Source organism: Methanobacterium lacus, from assembly GCF_000191585.1.
GTDB lineage: Archaea > Methanobacteriota > Methanobacteria > Methanobacteriales > Methanobacteriaceae > Methanobacterium_B > Methanobacterium_B lacus.
Genome location: NC_015216.1, coordinates 40,300 through 58,375 on the forward strand (window position 1 = coordinate 40,300; position 18,076 = coordinate 58,375).

The 18,076-nt window shown below is 35.4% G+C and carries 18 protein-coding genes; 10 read left to right on the top strand and 8 right to left on the bottom strand.

Annotated elements, in window-relative coordinates; genetic code table 11:
- Positions 1-423: 423 nt before the first annotated feature.
- The 3 genes from sepS to ribB all read left to right on the top strand — a co-directional run bounded on the left by sepS (position 424) and on the right by ribB (position 3,264).
- On the top strand, positions 424-2,019 hold the full coding sequence (gene sepS, locus METBO_RS00215) for an O-phosphoserine--tRNA ligase (protein ID WP_013643648.1): 1,596 nt from the start codon (positions 424-426) through the stop codon (positions 2,017-2,019).
- Positions 2,020-2,159: 140 nt separating this feature from the next.
- Positions 2,160-2,537: a DUF120 domain-containing protein gene (locus METBO_RS00220; protein ID WP_048186290.1), complete on the top strand. Its 378-nt coding sequence runs from the start codon at positions 2,160-2,162 to the stop codon at positions 2,535-2,537.
- 43 nt (positions 2,538-2,580) lie between these two features.
- Positions 2,581-3,264 carry a 3,4-dihydroxy-2-butanone-4-phosphate synthase gene (ribB, locus tag METBO_RS00225; RefSeq protein ID WP_013643650.1) on the top strand — a complete coding sequence of 228 codons (684 nt, stop codon included), beginning with the start codon at positions 2,581-2,583 and terminating at the stop codon, positions 3,262-3,264.
- Between the two features lie 31 nt (positions 3,265-3,295).
- Here ribB and METBO_RS00230 read toward each other — a convergent pair whose 3' ends face one another.
- The 4 genes from METBO_RS00230 to METBO_RS00245 all read right to left on the bottom strand — a co-directional run bounded on the left by METBO_RS00230 (position 3,296) and on the right by METBO_RS00245 (position 8,637).
- On the bottom strand, positions 3,296-4,789 hold the full coding sequence (locus METBO_RS00230) for a nucleotide-binding protein (protein ID WP_013643651.1): 1,494 nt from the start codon (positions 4,787-4,789) through the stop codon (positions 3,296-3,298).
- Between the two features lie 64 nt (positions 4,790-4,853).
- Positions 4,854-6,113: an MFS transporter gene (locus tag METBO_RS00235; protein ID WP_013643652.1), complete on the bottom strand. Its 1,260-nt coding sequence runs from the start codon at positions 6,111-6,113 to the stop codon at positions 4,854-4,856.
- Positions 6,114-6,367: 254 nt separating this feature from the next.
- Positions 6,368-7,747 carry an Asp-tRNA(Asn)/Glu-tRNA(Gln) amidotransferase subunit GatA gene (gene gatA / locus METBO_RS00240; protein ID WP_013643653.1) on the bottom strand — a complete coding sequence of 460 codons (1,380 nt, stop codon included), beginning with the start codon at positions 7,745-7,747 and terminating at the stop codon, positions 6,368-6,370.
- A gap of 122 nt (positions 7,748-7,869) precedes the next feature.
- On the bottom strand, positions 7,870-8,637 hold the full coding sequence (locus METBO_RS00245; protein ID WP_013643654.1) for a DUF1624 domain-containing protein: 768 nt from the start codon (positions 8,635-8,637) through the stop codon (positions 7,870-7,872).
- 141 nt (positions 8,638-8,778) lie between these two features.
- Between METBO_RS00245 and ala the strand changes: the two genes are divergently transcribed.
- The 4 genes from ala (at position 8,779) to METBO_RS00260 (ending at position 11,667) form a co-directional block, all read left to right on the top strand.
- Entirely contained in the window at positions 8,779-9,786 is a 1,008-nt protein-coding gene (ala, locus tag METBO_RS00250; RefSeq protein WP_013643655.1) for an alanine dehydrogenase, read from the top strand.
- Between the two features lie 53 nt (positions 9,787-9,839).
- On the top strand, positions 9,840-10,001 hold the full coding sequence (locus METBO_RS13800) for a hypothetical protein (protein ID WP_013643656.1): 162 nt from the start codon (positions 9,840-9,842) through the stop codon (positions 9,999-10,001).
- Positions 10,002-10,057: 56 nt separating this feature from the next.
- Positions 10,058-10,705 (top strand): LysE family transporter, encoded by a 648-nt coding sequence (locus METBO_RS00255; protein WP_013643657.1) that lies wholly within the window; start codon positions 10,058-10,060, stop codon positions 10,703-10,705.
- A 173-nt stretch (positions 10,706-10,878) separates the two neighbouring features.
- A complete protein-coding gene (locus tag METBO_RS00260) occupies positions 10,879-11,667 on the top strand; it encodes an HAD family hydrolase (protein ID WP_013643658.1) in 789 nt (262 codons plus the stop codon).
- A 123-nt stretch (positions 11,668-11,790) separates the two neighbouring features.
- Here the strand turns inward: METBO_RS00260 and METBO_RS00265 are convergent, their stop codons facing one another.
- The 4 genes from METBO_RS00265 to METBO_RS00280 form a co-directional block, all read right to left on the bottom strand.
- On the bottom strand, positions 11,791-12,408 hold the full coding sequence (locus METBO_RS00265) for a TMEM175 family protein (protein ID WP_013643659.1): 618 nt from the start codon (positions 12,406-12,408) through the stop codon (positions 11,791-11,793).
- A gap of 1 nt (position 12,409) precedes the next feature.
- Positions 12,410-12,910 carry a DUF6790 family protein gene (locus tag METBO_RS00270; RefSeq protein WP_013643660.1) on the bottom strand — a complete coding sequence of 167 codons (501 nt, stop codon included), beginning with the start codon at positions 12,908-12,910 and terminating at the stop codon, positions 12,410-12,412.
- A 153-nt stretch (positions 12,911-13,063) separates the two neighbouring features.
- Entirely contained in the window at positions 13,064-14,170 is a 1,107-nt protein-coding gene (locus METBO_RS00275) for a DUF362 domain-containing protein (protein WP_013643661.1), read from the bottom strand.
- A gap of 263 nt (positions 14,171-14,433) precedes the next feature.
- Complete coding sequence (locus tag METBO_RS00280) at positions 14,434-15,195, bottom strand: sugar phosphate isomerase/epimerase family protein (RefSeq protein ID WP_013643662.1); 762 nt, start codon at positions 15,193-15,195, stop codon at positions 14,434-14,436.
- A gap of 127 nt (positions 15,196-15,322) precedes the next feature.
- On the opposite strand from METBO_RS00280, the gene METBO_RS00285 reads away from it, so the two are divergent.
- Genes METBO_RS00285 through METBO_RS00295 form a run of 3 tightly spaced genes read left to right on the top strand, consistent with a single transcriptional unit; the run spans position 15,323 to position 18,059 of the window.
- Entirely contained in the window at positions 15,323-15,790 is a 468-nt protein-coding gene (locus METBO_RS00285; protein WP_013643663.1) for a PadR family transcriptional regulator, read from the top strand.
- A 12-nt stretch (positions 15,791-15,802) separates the two neighbouring features.
- Positions 15,803-16,897, top strand: coding sequence for an ATP-binding cassette domain-containing protein (locus METBO_RS00290; RefSeq protein WP_013643664.1), 1,095 nt, complete (start codon positions 15,803-15,805; stop codon positions 16,895-16,897).
- On the top strand, positions 16,890-18,059 hold the full coding sequence (locus tag METBO_RS00295) for an ABC transporter permease (RefSeq protein ID WP_013643665.1): 1,170 nt from the start codon (positions 16,890-16,892) through the stop codon (positions 18,057-18,059). Before METBO_RS00290 ends, METBO_RS00295 begins: the two co-directional genes overlap by 8 nt.
- Positions 18,060-18,076 lie beyond the last annotated feature (17 nt).

An 18,076-nucleotide genomic window follows, 5' to 3' on the forward strand; every position in this document is an offset into this window, starting at 1 on the left:
TTGGTATTTATTTTTTGTTTCGACTCAAAAGTAAGGTATGAATAATTCGCCTTTTTCACTGCTAAATTTACTGAATCTGGAAATGCATCCGACGATAACGTGGAGTTTGACAGTGACACTAAGATATTATTATTCATTGGAGCTGCGAAAGTTAATGACATCTACTCATTGCAAAAACAGCTAACGCCAACAAAGAAACAATTTTAAACATTCTCAGTGCCCACCTTCCAATAGTTTAGTATTACTTCAAACATTAAAATTTAAATATTAAAACTTAATGGTAAATTCTTAAATCACCATGTAAATACCAATTTTTAAAGGGCCTGAAAATTTATAAAATTAAATATAAAAGTGATCAACACAAAAATCCTATTGTGTGTTGATTAAGTTATTACATAATAGAAATCACATGGGGACATCATTTTGAAAACAAATAAACTATTAAAATTGGCAAGAAAAGATTTTGAGAAAGCTTGGGTTGAAACTGCCCAAACATTGAAAAAGCCCCATACTGACAATGAATATCCACGTATTCAAATGAGAACAGGCCAATCCCACATGTTGTACAACACCATTTGGGAGTTGAGGCAAGCCTATCTGAATCTTGGATTTAATGAAACAATAAATCCAGTATTTGTTGAACAGGACGATATTTACAGGCAGTTTGGCCCGGAAGCACCTGCTGTTCTTGATCGTTGTTTTTACTTGGCAGGATTACCAAGGCCCGATATTGGTATTGGGATGGATAAAATTGCAGTGATAGAAGAAATTGGTGTCGAAATTAATGATGACAAAATTCAAGCCTTGAAAGAAGTTTTTAGAGGTTACAAGAAGGGTGATGAAAGTGGAGATGACTTGGTACACCACGTCTCTGTAGCATTAGATGTGCAAGATTCTGTTGGTTTAAGGATCCTCGAAAATGTATTTCCCGAACTTCGTGAACTTAAACCAGTTTCATCAAGAACCACCCTCAGATCCCACATGACAAGTGGATGGTTCTTAACATTACAATCCCTGCACAACCAAAGTAAGCTGCCTTTGAAGTTATTTTCAATAGATCGTTGCTTCAGAAGAGAACAACGGGAAGATATGAGTCATTTAATGACCTATCATTCTGCTTCGTGTGTATGGGCAGATGATGAGATTTCACTCGACATGGGAATGGCTGTTTCAGAAAATCTGCTTCAGCACTTTGGATTTAAAAAATTTAAATTCATACCTGATGAAAAAAAATCCAAGTACTACATACCTGGAACACAAACTGAAGTCTACGGTTATCATCCTAAGCTCAATGAATGGGTAGAAGTGGCAACCTTTGGTCTCTATTCTCCAATTGCACTCTCACATTATGGTATTGACAAACAGGTGATGAACCTTGGAGTGGGTGCAGAGAGGATAGCCATGATTTTACATAATCAAACCGATGTCCGGGAAATGGTTTACCCTCAAACCTATGCTAAATGGCATTTAACAGACAGAGAACTTGCATCGATGTTACATATTAATTATTATCCATTCAGCACCGATGGACGTGAGTTGATGGATATCTTGAAGCAAAAATTCCTCGAGTACAGTGAAAAGGAATCACCATGCGAATTTACGGTTTTTGAAGGTGAATTCTTGGGTAGAAACATAAGGGTCAAGATACTCGAACCTGAATCAAACACCCGTTTACTGGGACCGGCCGCATGGAACTCCATTTATATTAAAGATGGAAATATAGTGGGTCTGCCAGAAAACAATGCCAAAGATGAATTATCTCTAGAAACAGTCCAAAATGGCATTCCCCTTGGAATCACGTACATGGATGGAGTGATTGCTAAGGCTTGTTACATGATTGAGGAAATGATCGTTGGTGGCGAAACAGAATCTGAATTCAGAACCACCCTTGCAAAATCACTTTCAGATGTAAATCTCAAACTTGAGGAAGTTGCATTAAACTATATAACTAGCAACAACAAGCTAATTGATATTAGGGGACCTATTTTCAGTACAGTAACCTTTGAAGTGATTGATTGATATTCCAAAATAATTTTTTTTTATTAACAAAAAAAGGTTTACTAAATAAATACAATACTAGAACAATTGTTAATTTATGATAAAAATAAACTGTAGTAAATTTAAGATCATTAATGATTTAATTTGGAGATAGTGATTGGATGAAATTAATGGGCAAAATAGTTTCAGGGATGGGTAAAGGAACCTTTTTCATGTCGCAAGATTTTTACAAGGCGCAGTTCCAGGAAAAAGTCCATTTCACACCTTTTGAAGGTACTCTTAACCTGAAAATTGATTCAAAATCAATAGATTCCATGAAGACCATCCCTAAAAATAAATTTGGTCTGATTCATGGTGAGGGTAAGTTTGGAGATGTTAAATTTATTAAAGCAACCATTAACAACGAAATATATGGTGCCCTCGTATTTCCAGCAAAGAGTGAACATAACGAAGATGTGTTGGAATTTATTACAGATAAAAATCTCAGGAAACTATTCAAATTTCAGGACGGAGATGAAGTAACCGTCATATTAGGTTAAAACAGTTTGTAAATTATAATTGATTGTTACAAAGAGTGATCAAATGATAGAAAAAGCATTAGAAGCATTGAAAAATGGAGAGATCGTTTTAGTATTTGACAGTGATAATCGTGAGCGTGAAACAGACATGATCGTGGCTGCTGAGTTTATGACCCCCGAACACATGACCCAGATAAGAAATGATGCAGGAGGTTTGTTCTGTGTACCACTCTCATCAGAAAATTCAGATGCACTTGGAGTGCCATTCATGACAGATATCATGGATATTGCAAGTTCAGAATATCCTGTTCTTGCAGAGTTAAATCCCGATGATATTCCCTACGATGAAAAATCTGCATTTTCCATCACTGTAAATCATAGAAAAACCTTCACAGGAATTACAGATAATGATAGGGCATGCACCATTAACGAGCTTGCTTCACTATGTAAGGAAGGAAAACAAAGGGAATTTGGAAAGTACTTCCGAGCTCCAGGACATGTTACGCTTTTAAGAGCTGCAAAGGGACATGTGAGAAGTAGAAAAGGCCACACTGAAATGAGCATAGCATTAATGGAAATGGCTGGTCTCACAGAAGTAGCTGTATGTTGTGAAATGATGGATGATAAAACAGGAGGATCATTACCTACTGCTGAAGCAGAACAGTATGCAAAAGAACATGACCTTGTGTTCCTAAGTGGTGCAGACCTCATTGAAGCCTACAAGAATTATATAGAAAACGACAGCTAAGTCGTTATTCTAATTTTTTTTTAAATTTTTCTTAATTAAAAGATTTGAGCAGGGCATTAAAATCTGTATAACCAGAAAAGTTTGGTGTGGCTGCTAGTTTTACGATTTCATCAAGATCCAAATAGTTTTCCACAGTTTTTATTGCATTCAAACAGAAATCTTCCAGTTTGATCTCGACCTCAGGCATGTTTCCCCTTTCCTTGAGCTTCACCTTGGGTATTGTTGCAAAATATTCAGGATTTATTCGGGATTTAATGTGTTTTTCTGCTTCCCCTGCTATTTTAGAATCATATACTTTGTTTAAAATTAAGCCTACAGTGTTAATTCCTAATTTCTCCATCATTTCTGCATGGGCCGTTAGATCTATCGCTGCAGTTTCAATTCCTCCTTTGTTACATGGTGAAACCATTATAACAGGTAAGTTAGCTGCTAATGCAATTTCAGCAGAAGAAAATGGAACTTTTTCGTTTAAAAGTCCAGTGAAAATGCTCATAACACCCTCAACAATTACTAGATCATAGTTGTTAGAATTAACAGCTTTGATTACATGATCCAAATCCATCCATCCTAGATCCCCTATTTTTATTGAGGAAAAATTTTCCATTTTCTCTTTGTTTAGGTAAAGAGATGGAACAATATCTCGAATATCGGGACCCACCTTTATGGCAGCCACCCTCATTCCACGTTTGCGTAAAGCACCAATGATTCCAGTTGTTAGGAATGTTTTTCCAGAATCGGATCCTGTGCTTGCCATCATGATCATTTTTGTGCCATGGGCCGGTTCCTGTTTTGAATTTATGACTTTAATTCCGGTTTCTATGCCCATTTCAGCTTTTATCTGTTTTAATAAAACTTCATTGGCATCCTTAATTTCTGTTTGATCCTTATCATCTGCCCCTATAAAATCTAACATGTTGGTTCTAAGCATTGGATTTTCATCCAAGGCCCCATGTAGCATGATTCCCACTGCATTGCCTTCATCGTTTGTAACACCAGAAGTTATTTCACGGGGATTGTTCTGGTAATCAGTTCTCTTTACAAGTGATTTCAACACTGTTTTGGCATCACCTGTTATATTACCATATGTGTGACAGTGGAATCCTGAAACCAAAGTTCCTGTTAAATTTTTTGTTAAAAATGAGTCATCCACAATTTTAGCTTTGACACGATCTGTTCCAACCATTGGGCTGAATGAAACATCTAGAATACCCATACCCTTCTTTTCAACGGGACATGGTGATTTTCGGCCAATATCTGTTTGGTTTGCAAGAAGCTGGAAGCCAGAACACATACCAAAAATAAATTTACCCTCAGCATTCATCTTATGTATTTCCCGTTCTATGTCGCGACCGACACTTTGGGATTCAACTATACTTCCGCCAGGTATTATCAGACCATCCAACTCTTTGTGCATTTTAAATCCATTTACAGTCCCATTACTCCCTACAATATGGGTTGGAAGATGTCCAAAATCCTCAAATGCTGGTAAAGCTCCTTTAACATAGAGAAATCCTATTTTTTTCATCTTTGGTATCTTTATTATCCCTTAATCATAAATGTTTTCATTGATTGGATTCTGGTTCCAGTAACTACTCTAAACTTTCCAGTTCGATTCCCTTTGTTTCCGGGAAGGTCCAAATGAAAATTGCAACACTCAATGCAAATATGGATCCAAGGAATATTCCGCTTCCAAGACCGTAGTAGATTGCAATACCTGCTAAGATAATTGGAGTTAAAAACTGTGTACCTCGCGCAAGGTTGAATCCTGCACCTAATGCTGTGCTTCTTATCTCTGTTGGGAAGAGTTCCGAGACTATCGGTCCATATCCCCCATAGATACCAGTTCCTATTCCTATTATGAACATGAAAATAAATATGAATGGAGGGTAAGCTTGGATATTGGACCAGAAGATGGTAATCATGATCAGGCCAAAAGCCATGGTTGTAGCAAAGATTGAGAAAGCAGGTCTTCTACCAAACTTATCCGCGATAAAACCAAATATTAATAGGCCTATTATTCCCCCTACTTGATTTACAATTATCCAAAGGGCAGATTTGGATATTGAAATATTTTGCTGAAGCAGATATGTTGGCAGCCATGAATATGTAAACCAGTAGGCAGAACTGCCCAATATTGCTAGGAGTAATGCCTTAAAAAATAGTTTTCTGTATTTTTTTGTAAATAACTCAAAGAATTGATTTTTTTTGTTCAACAAAGTCTTTTTAACCCTATTTTTACCAGAGCTAACGTTGTTCATTATCCATACATCTGATTCTGGTATTTTTCTCCTGATGAATATCACTAGAATGGCCGGAATAACAGAGACAAAAAATGCTTCCCTCCATCCTATGATAGGTGCCAAAAATCCACCAACCAGTGCTGCCAGAATAAATCCTACTGGATTTCCAGTTTGTAACAGAGACCCAAACTTGCCCCTTAAGTGTGCAGGAAAGGTTTCATTAACGTAGGTCTGTCCAGTGGCCCATTCACCACCCACTCCCAATCCTGTTATGATCCTGAACAAGATTAATGTCTCAAGATTGGTTGAAAATGCACATAAAAAGGTACCAATGCTGTATATTACTATTGTCCACTGAAGGACTGGTTTTCTACCATATTTATCTGCCAGTACTCCAAATATCACTCCTCCAACAGCTGCAGCTAAAATAGACGCACTTAACGCGTATGAAAGCATGATGGTAGAAAGGTTGAGTTCATGTCCAATCGGAATTATCAGAAATGTGAAGAGTATGAGATCGTAAAAATCAAAAACCCAACCTGCCCAACTGATTCCAAATATTCTGTAATGAATACTGTTAAGTTTCTTATGCTGATTCAAGAGTGACAATGCAACCCTCCCATTTAATCACACTACTATCTGATTTCTAAGCATTAATTTAGTTTAGTGATATTTAAATCTTCTAAACATTTAAAATAAGAAGTCTCGATGCCTAAATATCAAAGATTCTCAACTGTTTCATATTCTAACAACTATAATCTTGGTTTTCCAAAATTAACATTCTAATACTATTAGGGGTAGGATAAAATTTTAGTTAAAAAGAATAAGGTGAAAATTTGGGTCCAAAAAAAAGAAGGTATATCTTATATTTCTGGATCTGCATCATCCAACGCAGACATTATGCCCAATATTTTAGAGTCTTCGAATGGTTTTCCCTGAATTTGAATACCAACTGGAATTCCGTTCACTTCACCTGCTTTCATGCTACCTGCAGGGATTCCTGCCAAGTTGGCTATAACAGTCAGAACATCGTAGGAGTACATGTCCATTGGTTCCAAAGATGTTCCGATCTTGTGTGGTAACATTGGAACGGTTGGCCCGACAATTACATCAACGTTTTGAAGTAATTTGTTTACTTCCCTTTTGATGAGTGACCTGGCCTGCAGTGCTTTTTTGTAATATTTACCACTGAATTCTTTTTGACTGATGTAGGAACCCATGTAGATTCTTCTTAGGACCTCTTCTCCACAAACTTCTTCGATTCTTTCACCGTACTTTCTTCCATCATACTTTCGTGTTGCAGAAAAGAATTCAACATAGTTTATGAGGTAGTAAGTAGGTAGGCATAAATCAATATAATCGAAGCTTAATTCATGCACTTCAGCACCCATGTCCTTCATTTTATCTATGGATTCTTCAACAATATTGACTATCTTATCATCAGAAACATCGAAGAACTGTTTTACCACACCCAGACTGGTACCTTCAAGTGAGTTTTGCCCAAGTTGGTCTGTGAATTTTGGAGAATCCCACTTCACAGATGTGCATTCAGTTTCATCATAACCCCCAATAACATCCATGAGGAGGGCAGCCCCACTTACGTCCCTTGAAAATGGGCCAATCTGATCAAAACTCATTGCAAGATCCAAAAGTCCCTGTCTTGAAACAACCCCATATGTAGGTTTAAAACCTACAACACCACAATGTGATGCCGGATTTCTTATTGAACCGCCTGTGTCAGAACCAATACTCAGATCACACATCTCAGCTGCAACTGCCACAGCACTTCCACCTGAAGAACCTCCAGGAATTCTTCCCGGAGCTGCTGGATTTTCAGTATGGCCAAAGTAAGATGTTTCAGTGGAACTTCCAGCTGCAAATTCATCCATGTTGGTCATTCCAATTATGATACCATCTTCCTGTTTTATTCTTTTAACAACAGTTGCATCATAACTTCCAAGGTAATTTTCAAGGGTTTTTGAAGCTGCAGTTATATGAAAATCCTCAACATTTATGTTGCTTTTGATTCCAATTACTAATCCTGCGAGTTTTCCTACCTTCTCACCATTCTCGATCTTTTTATCGATGGCTTCAGCACGTTCATGAGCTGAACCTTCGTTTATCTCTAAAAAAGCATTATAATCATCATTCTTATGTCCAATAGTCCTACAGAACATTTCCAGATTATCTAATGCTGTGATTTCATGATCTTTAATTAATTCTGATTTATCTAATAGTTTCATGGTCACACCTGTAATTAATACGGATGAATATTAATATCCCTGCTTATCTAAGTTTTAATTTAATATCTACTTGTTTTTTAATTTACTTCAATATTATAATTTTTGATCAAACTCAGCAATTATCAGAAGAAGTAGTTGATGTTTACTACACCCAAAAAGTACAGCACTATTATGATAATGGGTTGATGAATTAAATAAATAACCAGTGAATGTCTCCCAAGAAAAGCTGATCCCTTGAAAAAATAATTATCAGACCAGTCAGGCAGTTTAAACTGTCTCTTATAATTTTTATACAGTATACCTCCAAAGAAAATTCCCAGCAAAACAATTCCAAACCATGGAAAGATAGGGAAATAATCCACTGTGTTAAGAGAATTCGGTACAAATCCCAACCACATCAACCAGTTGAAATTAAAACTTAGCGTTTGTAAATAAATTCCAATTAAAATTATGGAAATTCCTGCTACTAAATTGAGATATTTCCTTTTTAAAAATGGATATGCAAGGATGATAGATATTCCAATGAAATGTAAAATTCCGAATATTATGAATTCCTGAGGAATAAATATCCATGTTATAGCTGTAATGAACAAACCTAGGGCGAATATTTTGCAGCCTCTTTGAAGATACTTTTTAAAAAGACTTTTGTGTAGATATCTTCCTGAAAGTTTTGATCTTGAACTACTGAGTGTTAAAGAAACACCCATTAAAAATATGAATGTCAAAGCCGTTATCCTTGCAAAAAACCAAGGAAATCCAGATGAAACATCCCAAGATATTACTCCAAAAAATGCCAGATCAAACAGAAAATGGTAACAGATCATGCACACAACAGCAAGACCACGGAGGGAATCAACTTCCCAGAATCTTACATTTAAATTTTTTTCCATTGTCTTAACCCTAGCTAATTTATAAAAACTTAATATCCTCTGTTAATAGGTTGGAGTTAATATTATTTGAATAGAAACCTTTCTATAGTCCTTGTTGTTAATCCAAAATTTGGATATAAAGCTTGATTCAATATTATAATCATGAAAGATGCAACTCGATATGAAACACTTCTCCTCAAACAAAGCGAAATTAAAGAACTTATAGAAATGAAAGAGATTATTGAGTCTGTTGAAACAGCTTACACTGTGCATGCAACAAGAAATGTGCAGATGCCTGCAAAGAAATATTTATTTTTTAAAAAATACAACGGCGACTTGAGAATAATGCCAGCTTTCATAAAGAATATGGATGAGGCCGGTGTGAAATGTGTGAACGTTCATCCTGAAAATCCTGTGAAATATAATTTACCCACAGTTATGGGCATTATCCAATTATTTGACCCTAAATCTGGATTTCCATTGTCTGTTATGGATGGAACCTGGATAACTAACATGAGAACCGGAGCTGCTGCAGGTGTAGGAACTAAGTATCTTGCTAGAGAAGATTCAAAAACACTGGGAATAATTGGTGCAGGTAAACAAGCATTTACACAGCTTATGGCACTTAAAGAAGTAATGGATATTGAACATGCCCATGTATTTTGTAGAACATGTTCATCAAGGGAAAATTTTGCAGATATGGCTCGCAAACGTTTTGATATCGATATTAATGCAGTTTCAACTGCTGAAGAAGCTGTTAAAAATATGGATGTTGTTGTTACTGTAACACCAGCAAATAAGCCAGTTATAAAAACTGAATGGATAACCGAAGGCACACATATAAACGCAATGGGTGCAGATGCACCTGGAAAACAGGAACTTGAAGTTGGAATTCTTCAAAAAGCTAGAATATTTATTGATTGCTGGGAACAGGCCAGACACAGTGGAGAAATCAATGTCCCGGTCCATGATGGAATAATAACCAGAAAATCAATCAGCTCCAAAATTGGGGATGTTATTATAGGTAATGCTGAGGGAAGAATTTCAGACGAAGATATTACCGTGTTCGATTCCACTGGTTTGGCTGTTCAAGATATGGTCACTGGATGGAAAGTCTACGAAGAAGCTGTTAAAAAGGGCGTGGGTACTGTTATAAATTTCCTCGATTGAAAAAAGACAACAAATTTATAAAGTTAAAAATTAAATCTTAAAATGGTGGTTATATGTATTCAAACAAGATTTCCAGAACAGATGTTCTAAATAAAATGGGCCATGTATTTGAACGCTACAGATTTCTAACTAGATCAAAATCTTTCAAACAAGAACAAATTCAAACCATAGATTATCATCTGACAGAGATCATGAAGGTTCTAAACGATAGTTAAAGAGCCTTAACTTGTTTTTTAAATTTTATTCGTTATATTTTTATTAGTTGATTACCATGTTGGATAATGTTTGGATTGGAATAATTCTTTTTACTGCTACTTCCTTCATTGTTGGCCTTTCTGGGGCCATGGTCCCAGGACCCATGCTCACTGTCACAATTTCAGATTCGCTAAAAAAAGGAGCTACAGCAGGACCAAAAATAGTTTTTGGACATATAATAACAGAATTCATCCTTATACTATTGATATTTGCAGGTTTAGGTTGGCTGATTGGATCTGAAACTGCAATATTTGTAATTGGTGCGATTGGTGGGTTAATAATGGTTTTAATGGGATTTCAAATGGCAAGATCATCCAATTCTCTACAGGATCTTCAGAAAAGTAGCGAAACATCCAAGGGTTATGGCCCAATAATAAACGGAATTTTAACTAGCGTATCAAACCCCTATTTCTTTATATGGTGGGCAACTGTGGGATGGGCTTTCATGTTAAAGGGTATCGAATTAGCAGGAATATTAGGAGTCACGGGATTTTTAGTTGGACACTGGTGTTCAGATCTCGGTTGGTTCGGCACTGTCTCAATCTTCACTACCAAGGGATCCAACATAATGAAAGATAACCATTACAAAATTATCATGAGTGTAAGTGGAATTTTTTTAATGATTTTAGGTGTTTATTTCGTGATCAGTTCGTGTGTTGTGTAATAAATTTTCATCATCTTTTAACAATTTGTTTAATTTACTATCAAAACCAGGTAAATTGATTTTCTAAGACCTAAACAAAATTCAGTATTAAACCTCTAATTTTCCATTAAACATCATATTAATCGTTTATCAAATGGAAATATTTATAGATTAAATAAATTATATCTCTAAATATGAAAGCTGTTGTATTCGATAATTCAGGGACACTTATAAGGCGCTATAAAGCATTGAAAGACCTTAGAAATGGACTTATCTGCGATTATGCAAACTCTATTCAAATTGTTGATCATGACATAAATCGTGCCCTTGTTGTTTTACAGACAGACCCCTCCAAATGTATCATCAAAGCAAATCCCAACCAAACCATTCATGATTTCCTTATGAAAAATGATGTTCAGTTCGATATTAGTTACTCCGATGTAGATATAGCTAAATCTGATTTGCTTAAATCTATTGAAAACGATGATTCCACCATGAAAGATCTCCAAGACACCTATAATGCAGTTATAGATAAAAAGTACAACGTGCACATTTGCAGTGGATCGGGTTTTATCGTGAATATGAAAACTGGAAGAGTTGAATTTACAATAACAGCAGGTGGAAAAATATTCAAAGAAGTTCCAGATGTAATTTCTGAGCTTAAAAACAGAAATATTCAAATATTTGTTGCATCAGGAGATAGAAAAGGTTCTTTGGAACAATTAGCAGAGTACATCCACATCCCTAAGGAAAATGTTTTTGATACAGCGAGTTCTAGACAGAAGAAGGAAATTATTGACAGCTTGAAAAAGAGATATAGAGTTATGATGGTTGGTAACAGTTCAAACGATATTTTGGCACTTAAAGAAGCGGATATTGGGGTTCTTACACTACAGCAAGGTGATGAAACACCAGATAAAGTTTTTAATGCTGCCGACCATGTTATAAACAATATTTCAGAAATTTTGAATGTTGATTTTTAAAGGAATATTTTATTTTTTTTTAAATATTTGTTCTACTGTAGAAAATACTGGCGGTTGAAACTAAAAATTTCAATTAAAAAGTCTACTGTAGACAATATTTAATAAGAAATAATGAATCCCAAATTACATTAAGCCCTTCTTAAATGCATTTTTTAGAATGAATATCAAAAAGTACGATACAGGGCTCCATGTTGGACTCACAAATGTGATGCATACAGCAAGCAATGCTGCAGAAGGCAAAATATAATTTATCTTTTTCACTGTTTGGTAATATTCAGGAGTCATTTCTTTTATGAAGAATTTTTTTCTCTTTGCATAGTACCATATCAACATGAAGAAGATTCCGATGATGAACATGTTTATATTGAAAAATAGCATGGGGATAGGATGGTTACCATAGTTACTGACAAAATTAGTGGAAAATGGAACTAGAGCAACAAACATTAGCCAAATAACATTTATCCAAATTAAAGCGCTGTCACTTCTCTTAATATAAAAGAACTGGAGATGATGAGCCCGCCAAAAACTTGCAAGCAAAATAAAACTGAATGCATAGATACCAAGCTGTTGGAATAATGAGAGCATATACTGCCAAATAGCAGGATTTGACACTGGTCCTGCTATTTGAGGCATATCAATGTTCAAGACCAATAAAGTCATGGCAATAGCAAATATACCATCAACAAGAGTTTCAATCCGTTTAGTAGTTAACCAAACATCGTGCTTATTGGTCGTGTTCATTTCAATCCATCTGCTTTCTTTCATATAATTTGTAAAGTATCAAAAGCACTACTAGAATCACAGGACCAATAATATCCATGAAAAATATGGTTCCTACATTTCCTACTGAATGATTGGAGTAACTAATAATATTTATTAGGTGAACATAGGCAGCCCCAAGTAAAAAAATTGAGCTTGCGATCACAGTTGCTACCCAAAAGTTGTCCCTAAAAAAGTAACATAAAATTCCAAGAATTCCAATGGCCAAATTTGCAAATGCAACTTCAGTTTGGAATGGGCTGCCTGTAGCCCACCCTATACTTTCTGCAACTAGTACTGGCATGAATGCATGACCAATAAACGCCCAAATTGAACCAATACCCACAAATATTACTAAAAATGAAAGTAAAAATGTTTTAATGATTATTAATCCGTTTAAAGACCTATTTTTTATTTTGTTCCTGATTAAAGTAGTTAATGCAACTAAGATTGTTAGAATTATAAGGATCAATATAAACTCCATGAATTGGCTCCCTTAATGTTCAATACTTTACTATAAAACCCACTTATTATTATCTGTTATGATCTGCACATCAACAAAGCTATCAAAAACATCCCCAACATTTAGTAACAAATAATGGAATAAATCTTTAATATCGTATCTTAGAACTCGATTTTAACTGATATCTACAAGATCGTACTTTATATTGCCCAATCCTATTTCTTCGCCGTATTGGAGCTGTCTGCGGCCATCTACATTTTTCCACAACCCTCTAAACTTATCCTCTCCATGTTGATGGTTGTGTTTTAACATTGAATTTTCAAGTCCGCATTGTTCATTAACCATGTCATAACATGCTGCATCGAGTGCCACAGGATCCTTTGAAACCATGATCCCGATATCTGGAACAATTGGACTGTCGCTGTATGGTAAACAGTCACATTCCGGCGTAATATTCATTAGAAAGTTCATGTATCCCATCTTTTCAGTTTTGTTTTTAACTGCTCCCAGTGCATATTCCGTCATTCTCTCTATGAATTCTTCCATGGTTGACCAGTTGAGTTTAATGAGTTCATCTGGGCAGGCCCCAAGACAGTTGTTACATGCTATGCACTTATCATAGTTTATGGCAGCTCCTGCTTTAGATATTTCAAATGCAGATACTGGACATGAATCAGCACATCTTCCACAAGAATTACATCCTTCATTAATAATTGGTTTAGAACATTCGTGCTGTTCAATTTTTCCAGGGGCAGAAGCACATCCCATGGCCAAATTCTTAATTGCACCTCCAAATCCTGCCATTTCATGTCCTTTGAAATGGGACAACACTACCATTCCATCAGCATTGAGAATATCCCCTGCTATCTTAACATTTTCAAAATGTTTCTGTTTGATCTGGACATTGGCCCAATTTTCTCCCCTCAATCCATCTGCAATAATTAAAGGAGCTCCCACTACTGAGTAATCAAATCCATGTAAAATAGCTGTTTTAAGATGATCTTGTGAGTTATGTCTGCTTCCGTAGTAAAGAGTATTAGTATCAGTTAAAAATGGTTTAGCACCTTGAGCAGTTATTTTATCCACTACTTGCCTAACCAATACAGGGTTAATATATGAATCGTTTCCTTCTTCTCCAAAGTGGAGTTTGACAGCCATTAAATCGTTTTCATCAATAAATGCTTGGAAATTTATTGCATCAAATAGGTTTCTAACTTTGTTAACCTTATTATCTTGGTTGGATTTTGATCTAAAATCTGTGAAATATACTTTGCTCACCATTTAACTCCCTCAGCTTGACATTACTGGAACTTCATACTTTACAGAATATTTTGTTATAATGCTATATTATAACTTTATAATTTATCTAAAATTCATTCTAAAAAAAGTTAAAATTAAAAATATGGCCCAGTGGTACATTTGAGCTGAGGATGATCTACAAGAACCATATTTTTACCCAAAATTTAGGTATGCCTAATAGTGGGTGGATTTAAATTAACTCGCACAACTTATAAATCTTCCTATTTTTTTAGGCACACCTAAGTTCATTTATGATCATGAGGCCAACCAGCTCGGATTAAATCACGGCTTTTAAGAACATTTTGATAATTATTTAATTCTATAATACCATTCTTTACTCCATTTAAAAGATTTAAATCCAATGTTCCCTCGCCAAGAGTCAAATGTTGATCCTTTTCACCATCATTATCATTTAAATGATAATAAACGATATTTTTAAGCTTAAAAAATGATTTAACATCTTTAGATGTGTTAGCATGACCTGTATCAACAGTTGCATAGGATCCACATTTTTCTACAAAAAACTTATGCTCGTCAGCACTGTTACAAAAATATGCATATTTGTTGGGCATGTTCTCAATGGAAAATTTGATTCCCATTTCCTCGGAATAATTATTGGCCTCTGTAAGAACGTTTATTGCATGTTCCATTCCGAAATTTCGTACCCTTTCTTCAAGCCTATGTATCAATCCAGGATGAGTTGTAATAGCCTTACAATTAATTTTAACACCGAAATTCACGGTTTCTTTGAGTTGTTTCAAGGTTTCCTCTCGAATTCCTGGGTTTAAGCTTCCAGGATTAAGGTCTATGGTGGGAGAATGGAGATACACATCTATATCGTAAGAATCGAATATTTCGAAATTAGAGTTAAAGGCCAAAACATTACGCGGCCAGTACGGACCTTCACAAAGAATTTCAATCATTTGAAACCCATCAATGGATGCAGTTTCGAGAAAATCTTCCAGTGAATTCATAAAAAGTGCCAGAGTTGAAAAGCCCAGTTTCATAAATAATCCTATTATGAATCTAGTTTATATTTTTTATTTAATTTTTTTATATAATCAAAAACTATATATAGATTCTAAATATATCAAAAAATGATATATTAAAATTTAATATAGTGACGTGAAAAAAATGGAAGAAAAAGGTAGCAATCCCTTGGAGGATTCCAAATCCACAAATCATGACCCTAATAAATTAGAAAATGAGTTGGATTGTAACTCCGAGCTATCAAAGCTTAAAAAATATGATATTAAACTTCTTAAAAGCATGAAGGGATTCGGTAAAACCCTGATTCTCTGGATTATTAGTAAAGAGAGAATTCATGGTTACGAAATAATGAGCAAAATAAATAAAGTCAATCCTGCTGAACAGGAACAATTGCAGGGAAAACCTGGGAAAATATATCCCATACTGCATGATCTAGAGAAGGCAGGATTAATAGAAGGAACATGGGAATCTCATGGTAAAAGAAAAGTAAAGTACTATGAGATCACCGAAGAAGGCGTTCAAACTCTGGAAAGAATCAAAAAAGTGTTCAAATGTCACAGAACTGCCCTTTTAGAGGAATTTTGGAGAGATATATTTGATAAAAATGATTAAAGGGGGTAAAAAATGAAATATGCAATAGAAACTTTTGATCTATCTAAAAAATACAACAATGATTTTTTAGCTGTTGATGAACTCAACATGACAATTGATAACAAAAGTATCTTCGGTTTTCTAGGACCAAACGGAGCTGGAAAAACCACAACAATTAAAATGCTCACATGTTTAATACAGCCCACTGGAGGATCAGCAAATGTGGCTGGATTTGACATATCAAAACAGCCCAACGAAGTTCGAGAAAAAATTGGTATGGTTCCACAACTGGTAAGTTTGTATGGAGATCTTACAGTACGTGAAAACATTGAACTCTGCGCAGACTTTTACGGGCTTCCAACTGACTTGAAAATTAGTCGTTCTGAAGAGTTAATGGAACTCGTTGACATCAAATATGCAGAAAACAAGTTGGTAAAACAGTTATCTGGAGGAATGAAACAAAAAGCATCAGTAGTTGCTAGTTTAATACATCAACCAGATATTCTGTTCCTTGATGAACCAACCATAGGTTTGGATCCAACAACCAAGAGGGTTTTATGGGATTTAGTAGAAGAATTGAACTCTGAAGGACGTACCATTATTCTATGCTCCCACGATATGTACGAGGTAGAACTTCTCTGTGATAAAATTGGAATTATTAATGGAGGAGTCCTTGCAGCCTACGATACACCTAGAGGTCTTAAAGACACCATGATCCATCAACAGAAAGAAGTTCGATCCTCAGAATCATCCAATGTAATTAAAATTATGGATGAACTCAGGAAGGAAAGTGATGCTGAAGATAATGCAGCTTACGACCAATTAAAAGAAAAAATAGAACGTGAGAACAGAGACTTAAAAGAATTAAGTGTAATGATCAGCAATTTAGATGAAAATATGACCGATCATCTGAAAAACTTGCCTGAAGTAGATCTGTTGGATGAACACGATTCTGGAAGAATAGTCATGGATATTGACTCTAAAGATGAGTCTGTGAGTAAGATAATCACCGAAATAATCAACAAAGGCGGAATTATCACCTCAATATCCACTAAAGACCCTTCATTGGAAGATGTTTTCATGAGTGTAACTTCAAAAAATAAAGAAGAAGGTGCAGAAGATGGTTGAAACTAAAAAGATTATGTGGATGATCAAAAAAGATTTGATGGTCCTATGGAGACACAAACCTCGTTTAATATCCCTATTTTTGTTCCCCATTATCATGATAACCCTTTTTGGTTACGGTATGGGAGGAACAATAAACAACATTCCAGTAGTTGTAGTGGATCAGAGTCAAGGAAACCTGTCTGATGCAACACTAAGTGCAATTAAAGGTAATACATTGTACGATGTTAAGGAAATAACTACAGATCCCAATAAAGGATTGCAAATGGTTCAAAATGGACAGGCAAAAGCAGCCATAATTCTTCCCACGAATTATGATACTCTGAATGATACGTCGCCAAAAAGTATTGTCGTCGATGTCGATTCTTCGGATCAACTGGCAGCAGGCACGATTATACCGGCCACACAAGGCTTATTTACTCAGATAAACCAGCAAATAGCAGAACAAAAACTTCAGTCATCATCAATATCAGTTTCAAGTAGTCAGGTAAATGGAACTCAAGTAGCCCCATACCAAAGCATATTGAACACGATTAATGTTGAAGTAAACAAGTTATACGGTAATATTAGTTATTTAAATTTCCTTGCACCTGCAATAATTGGAATGACCATACTCTTTGGATGTGTGTTTGGTATGGGAGAAATTGTAGCTGGTGAAAGGGAAAGAGGAGAACTTGCCAGATTGTTCATGACCCCTACTAGTGTTGCAACTGTCATTGGAGGAAAAATTATATCCAAATTAGTTCAAGAAACTGGGCGAGGAATTATCTTAATTGTGGCAGCCATAGCTCTATTTGGAATTATTATAAACGGCAGCATGGTGTTGACAATTTTGCTGTTAATACTGGGAGCGCTGTGTTTCATAGGATTTGGAATTATGGTATCTGCAAGGGTTTCATCCCAGGAAGATTTCATGCAGACTGTGATGCCTATTACAATGCCCATGATGTTTTTATCAGGAGTATTTTATCCAATAGAAACAATGCCATGGATATTCCAAAAAATTGCATATATCTTACCATTAACCTACGTTAACGATGCTTTGAGAGCAGTTATGTTAAAAGGATCAGGCGTAGGAGATATATGGATAGATATTGTGGTTTTACTAGGATTTACAGCAATATTCTTCTATTTAGGAGTATCGAAATTTAACAGAGATATATAATTGAGTCATAGATTCTA